The 5,722-nt window shown below is 60.4% G+C and carries 8 protein-coding genes; 7 read left to right on the plus strand and 1 reads right to left on the minus strand.

Going from position 1 to position 5,722, the window contains the following annotated elements; all coding sequences use genetic code 11:
• The 7 genes from QU481_RS23390 to QU481_RS23415 all read left to right on the plus strand — a co-directional run.
• The coding region (locus QU481_RS23390; protein WP_289831998.1) for an SRPBCC family protein at positions 1 to 1,133 on the plus strand (1,133 nt) is incomplete at its 5' end.
• On the plus strand, positions 1,130 to 1,621 hold the full coding sequence (benB, locus tag QU481_RS23395; RefSeq protein ID WP_289831997.1) for a benzoate 1,2-dioxygenase small subunit: 492 nt from the start codon (positions 1,130 to 1,132) through the stop codon (positions 1,619 to 1,621). The genes QU481_RS23390 and benB, both read left to right, overlap by 4 nt.
• Before the next feature lie 112 nt (positions 1,622 to 1,733).
• Positions 1,734 to 2,753: a benzoate 1,2-dioxygenase electron transfer component BenC gene (gene benC, locus QU481_RS23400; RefSeq protein WP_289831996.1), complete on the plus strand. Its 1,020-nt coding sequence runs from the start codon at positions 1,734 to 1,736 to the stop codon at positions 2,751 to 2,753.
• A gap of 2 nt (positions 2,754 to 2,755) precedes the next feature.
• A complete protein-coding gene (locus QU481_RS23405) occupies positions 2,756 to 3,535 on the plus strand; it encodes a 1,6-dihydroxycyclohexa-2,4-diene-1-carboxylate dehydrogenase (RefSeq protein WP_289832357.1) in 780 nt (259 codons plus the stop codon).
• Positions 3,536 to 3,594: 59 nt separating this feature from the next.
• Positions 3,595 to 3,990: a hypothetical protein gene (locus tag QU481_RS24050; protein WP_494337233.1), complete on the plus strand. Its 396-nt coding sequence runs from the start codon at positions 3,595 to 3,597 to the stop codon at positions 3,988 to 3,990.
• Entirely contained in the window at positions 3,893 to 4,879 is a 987-nt protein-coding gene (locus QU481_RS23410; RefSeq protein ID WP_494337234.1) for a benzoate/H(+) symporter BenE family transporter, read from the plus strand. The genes QU481_RS24050 and QU481_RS23410 overlap by 98 nt, the downstream gene beginning before the upstream one ends.
• Positions 4,880 to 5,019: 140 nt before the next feature.
• Positions 5,020 to 5,403, plus strand: coding sequence for a hypothetical protein (locus QU481_RS23415; protein ID WP_289832358.1), 384 nt, complete (start codon positions 5,020 to 5,022; stop codon positions 5,401 to 5,403).
• A 30-nt stretch (positions 5,404 to 5,433) separates the two neighbouring features.
• Here QU481_RS23415 and QU481_RS23420 read toward each other — a convergent pair.
• The coding region (locus QU481_RS23420) for a transposase (protein WP_289828758.1) at positions 5,434 to 5,722 on the minus strand (289 nt) is incomplete at its 5' end.

Below are 5,722 nucleotides of genomic sequence, written 5' to 3' on the forward strand. Positions count from 1 at the left end.
TCATCGCGCGCAACCGCCAGGGGGAACTGAACGCCTTCATCAACGCCTGTACCCATCGCGGTGCGACGCTGTGCCGCCACAAGCGCGGCAACAAGGCGACCTACACCTGCCCGTTCCATGGCTGGACCTTCAACAACAGCGGCAAGCTGTTGAAGGTGAAAGACCCGGAAGACGCCGGCTACCCGGACTGCTTCAACAAGGAAGGCTCGCACGACCTGAAGAAGGTGGCGCGCTTCGAGAACTACCGTGGTTTCCTGTTCGGCAGCCTGAACGCCGATGTGAAACCGCTGACCGAATTCCTCGGCGAGGCCGCCAAGATCATCGACATGATCGTCGACCAGTCGGCCGATGGTCTGGAAGTGCTGCGCGGCTCCTCCACCTACACTTTCGACGGCAACTGGAAGCTGACCGCCGAGAACGGCGCCGACGGCTACCACGTGTCGGCGGTGCACTGGAACTACGCCGCCACCACCAGTCATCGCAAGGAGCAGAACGCCCGCGAAGACAAGACCCGCGCGATGGACGCCGGCAAGTGGGGCAAGCAGGGCGGTGGCTTCTATGCGTTCGAGCATGGCCACATGCTGTTGTGGACCCAGTGGGCCAACCCGGAAGACCGCCCCAATTTCGCGCGCCGTGACGAATACGCTGAAAAGCTCGGCCCGGAAATGGCCGACTGGATGGTGCGCAACTCGCGCAACCTGTGCCTGTACCCGAACGTTTACCTGATGGACCAGTTCGGTTCGCAGATCCGCGTGGTGCGCCCGCTGTCGGTCAACAAGTCGGAAGTGACCATCTATTGCATCGCCCCCAAGGGCGAATCGGATGAAGCCCGCGCACGCCGCATCCGCCAGTACGAGGACTTCTTTAACGCCAGCGGCATGGCCACCCCGGACGACCTGGAAGAGTTCCGTGCCTGCCAGCAGGGCTACGCCGGCATCGCGCTGGAATGGAACGACATGTGCCGCGGCTCCCAGCACTGGATCGCCGGCCCGGACGAAGCGGCCAAGAAGATCGGCCTCAATCCGGTATTGAGCGGGGTGAAGACCGAAGACGAGGGCCTGTACACCGTGCAGCACCGTTACTGGCTCGAAGCAATGAAGGACGCGGTGCAGGCGGAAGGGAGCAAGGCATGAGCAACGTCAACCTGGAACAGATCCGCGCCTTTCTGCACTACGAAAGCCGCCTGCTCGACGATGAGCAATGGGATGAATGGCTCGAATGCTACCACCCGGACGCCGAGTTCTGGATGCCGTCGTGGGACGACGACGACAAGCTCGTCACCGACCCGCAGCGCGAGATCTCGCTGATCTACTACGCCAACCGTCAGGGGCTGGAAGACCGCGTGTTCCGCATCAAGACCGAGCGCTCCAGCGCCACCATGCCGGACACCCGCACCAGCCACAACATCAGCAATGTGGAGCTGGAAAAACAGGACGGTGACCGGGTCACGGTGCGCTTCAACTGGCACACGCTCAGCCATCGCTACAAGACCAACTACAGTCATTTCGGCATGGCGCGTTACGTCATCGACTTCGGCGGCGAACGCCCGCAAATCCGCAACAAATATGTGGTGCTGAAGAACGATTACATCCACCAGGTAATCGACATTTACCACATTTAAGCAAGCATTGAGAGCCACCAGCTCGCCCCACGCTATTTGCTAGCCATCCTGCTCTGCGGCGGGATGGCATGGCAAGGGGGCTGGGCGGCTCGGCACGGCAGGAGTACGAATCATGAGCTACAACATCGCCCTACAGTTTGAAGACGGCGTCACCCGTTTCATCACCTGCAACGAGGGAGAGAAGCTGGCAGACGCGGCCTATCGGCAGCAGGTCAACATCCCACTCGACTGCCGCGACGGCGCCTGCGGCGCGTGCCGCTGTCTCTGCGAATCGGGCGAGTACGACCTGCCGGAGTCGAGCTACATCGAAGACGCGCTCACCGCGGAAGAAGCCGGCCAGGGCTATATCCTGGGCTGCCAGACCCGTCCGAAGTCCGACTGTGTGGTCAAGATTCCGGCCTCGTCGGCGGCGTGCAAGACCGGCGTATCGACATTCGAAGGCACGTTGGCGGTGGTGGAGCAGCTGTCCGATTCCACCATCGGCTTCGCCATCGAGCTGGACCAGCCGGACAGCCTGAGCTTCCTGCCCGGCCAGTATGTCAACGTCGAGATTCCCGGCACCGGGCTGACCCGTTCTTACTCGTTCAGCTCGGCGCCCGGTGCCGCCCAGGCTGCGTTCGTGGTGCGCAACGTGCCGAACGGCCGCATGAGCCACTACCTGAGCCACGACGCCCAGCCCGGCCAACGCATCACGTTCACCGGCCCGAACGGCAGCTTCTATCTGCGCCCGGTAACCCGTCCGGTGCTGTTCCTCGCCGGCGGCACCGGTATTGCGCCGTTCCTGTCGATGCTCGACGTGCTGGCCGAGAGCGGCAGTGCACAGCCGATCCGCATGGTGTTCGGCGTCACCAACGACGCCGACCTGGTGGCGCTGGCGCAGCTCGACGCGATCAAGGCCCGGCTGCCGCAGTTCGACTACCGCACCTGTGTGGTGGCCGCCGAGAGCACCCACCCCCGCAAAGGCTACGTGACCCAGCACATCGAACCGGAGTGGCTGAACGACGGCGACGTCGACGTCTATCTGTGCGGCCCGGTGGCGATGGTGGAAGCGGTGCGCGGCTGGTTGCAGCAGTCCGGCACCACGCCGGCAAGCTTCCTGTATGAAAAATTCTCCGCCAGTAGCGAGGCCTGACCATGCGCGCACGATTTGAAGACAAGGTGGTGATCATCACCGGTGCGGCACAGGGCATTGGCCGTGGTGTGGCGCTCGCTACCGCCGAGGAGGGCGCGCTGGTGGTACTGGCCGACCGTTCCGAGCTGGTACACGAGGTGGCCGGCGAAATCACAGCCAATGGCGGGCAGGCCCTGGTGGTGACGGCCGACCTGGAAACCTACAACGGCGCTCAGCTCGTGGTGGAGGCCGCTGAAGAGGCGTACGGCCGTGTCGACGTGCTGATCAACAATGTTGGCGGCACCATCTGGGCCAAACCGTACCAGGAATATGAAGAAGCCCAGATCGAAGCGGAAATCCGCCGCTCGCTGTTCCCGACGCTGTGGTGCTGTCGGGCCGTGTTGCCGGGCATGGTCGCGCGCCAGCAGGGCGTGATCGTCAACGTGTCGTCGATCGCCACGCGTGGCATCTATCGCATTCCGTACTCGGCCGCCAAGGGCGGGGTGAATGCGCTGACCGCCAGCCTGGCGTTCGAACACGCGCAGGACGGCATCCGCGTCAACGCCGTGGCCACCGGTGGCACCGAGGCACCGCCGCGCAAGGTGCCGCGCAATACCGCCCCGATGAGCGAACAGGAAAAGGTCTGGTACCAGGGCATCGTCGACCAGACCATTTCCAGCAGCCTGATGCACCGTTACGGCACCATCGACGAGCAGGTCGGTGCGATCTTGTTCCTGGCGTCGGACGAGGCATCGTATATCACTGGCACAGTCTTGCCGGTCGGGGGAGGGGATTTCGGCTGATACTCACCCCAATACCTACCGCTTCACCTCCCTGATCAGCGAGCTGTTGTCGCCTTGCGTTGAAATCCAATGGGTCTCAGCGCAAGGCGGCATTTCTGTCGCTCTACGGCAACACAATCCTGACCTATCGGAAAGGCAACTGGATGGCTCTTAAATGGCGATCGCCTGATGAATACCAGCAAGGTAAAACGCTGACGATCAGCAAAGACTGGTCGATTTCCGCCGTGACGGCGGGCTTTTTGGCTGTCTTGATCTCTTACGCGGGTCCCTTGGTGATTTTTTTCCAGGCGGCGAAAGCGGCCAACATGCCGAACGAGATGGGTCTGGGGCATCTCGATGGGAGCGGCGGTCTCGGGGATGTTTCTCAGCTGGAAACTAAAAACCCCGGTGATCACCGCATGGTCCGCGCCGGGAACGGCACTGTTGGTCACGCTGTTTCCAGCCATCACGATTAACCAGGCCGTGGGAGCCTATATCACTGCGGCAGCCATGATTCTGTTTATCGGCCTGACCGGCTACTTCGATAAGGTGATGAAGCACATCCCGAAGGGGATGGCCTCCGGCATGATGGCCGGTATCTTGTTCCAGTTCGGCGCGGGCACCTTCAAATCCTCTACCGCCATGCCAGCGCTGGGGATCGGCATGATATTTTCCTATATCGTGCTCAAGCGTTTAGTGCCGCGCTACTGTATCGTCTTGGTGCTGCTGGGCGCGGCGATCACCATGCTGACCAGCAACATCCCCATTCATGAGTTTGACCTGCATCTGACAAAGCCGGTCTTCATCATGCCAGAATGGACATGGGGTTCGACGCTGAGCTTGGCCATTCCACTGGTCATTGTGAGCCTGACTGGCCAGTACCTGCCGGGTATGGCAATCTTGCGCGTATCCGGCTATGAAACCCCCGCCCGTCCTATCATCGTCGCAACCAGCCTCGCGTCGATTCTGGCAGCGTTTTTTGGTGGCATTACGATTGTCATCGCAGCCATTACTGCAGCCCTGTGCACAGGGAAAGATGCCCACCCAGAACCGGGCAAGCGCTATGTTGCCGGCCTCGCCAATGGCATGTTCTATCTGATCGGCGGCTCGTTTGCAGGGGCCATCGTGCTGCTTTTCACCGTATTGCCCAAAGCATTCGTGGCAATATTGGCGGGGCTCGCACTGATCGGCGCCATTTCCGCCAACATCATGGGGACCGTTCAGGAAGAGGAGCACCGCGAAGCGTCGATCATTACCTTTCTCGCAACAGCATCGGGCATGAGCTTCATGGGCCTGGGGTCGGCTTTTTGGGGAAGCGTCATCGGCTTGTTCGCCTATTTTGTGTTGAACAAGGCTCGTAGATGACTTGCATGGAGCCATGGACCGAAGGCGAGGGCACCGGCTGACAGGATGACCTGCCGGCAGATGCGGATGCAAGCACTACCGGTTGCCAGCCTCGATTGCAGCTCACATAATCCATACGTCATATTCGTATGGAGTTTATTGTGCCGTCAAATCTGATCGACATTCTGCAGTGGGCCATCGTCCTTGTGGCACTGTGCTGCCTAGTCCTGTTACTGCTCAATCTCCGTGCTTTGCCCATCCGGGGCGATAAGATTGCACTGTCAAAACCCCATCAAGCTCCGCAGAAACAGACTGGCAGCACTGCTAGCGACATGCTGTACAAGCAATTACTGCATGCCTGCCTTGGCGACAAGGTAAAAGCGGAATGGCGGATCGCCTATGAGTTCAAGCTCAGGCCATCCGCAACGCGCACGCAGGCGATATCGCATGCACTAGACCGACTTCACTACACTCGAACAAAGGGAGCAGCAACAGTAAAGGAGGGCACGGCAATACACCAGATGGAGCTGAAGTCGGAAGGGTAACTGGCAATACTAAGCTTTGCAAAAGTATTGTCACTGGCAGGCATATTGGCACTCAGGCTGGCGGAAGAACGATTTCACCAGCCCGGGTAGCTTTTGGATTCGACGCAAGGCGCCGATTGCTAGCCGCTTCATTTCCTCATGGTTTTGCACCAGACGCTTTGATACCTGGCGCTTCACGTGCGCCCAGACCTGCTCGTCCGGATTCAGTTGCGGCGAGTAAGGCGGCAAGTAGAACAGGTTGAGCTTGCCTTCCAAGCTCTCCACATAGTCCCTGACCAGCTTCGCCTTGTGGATCGGATGGCCATCGACGATCACAAAC

It is taken from the genome of Crenobacter oryzisoli, assembly GCF_030385785.1.
GTDB classification, from domain to species: Bacteria; Pseudomonadota; Gammaproteobacteria; order Burkholderiales; family Chromobacteriaceae; genus Crenobacter_A; species Crenobacter_A oryzisoli.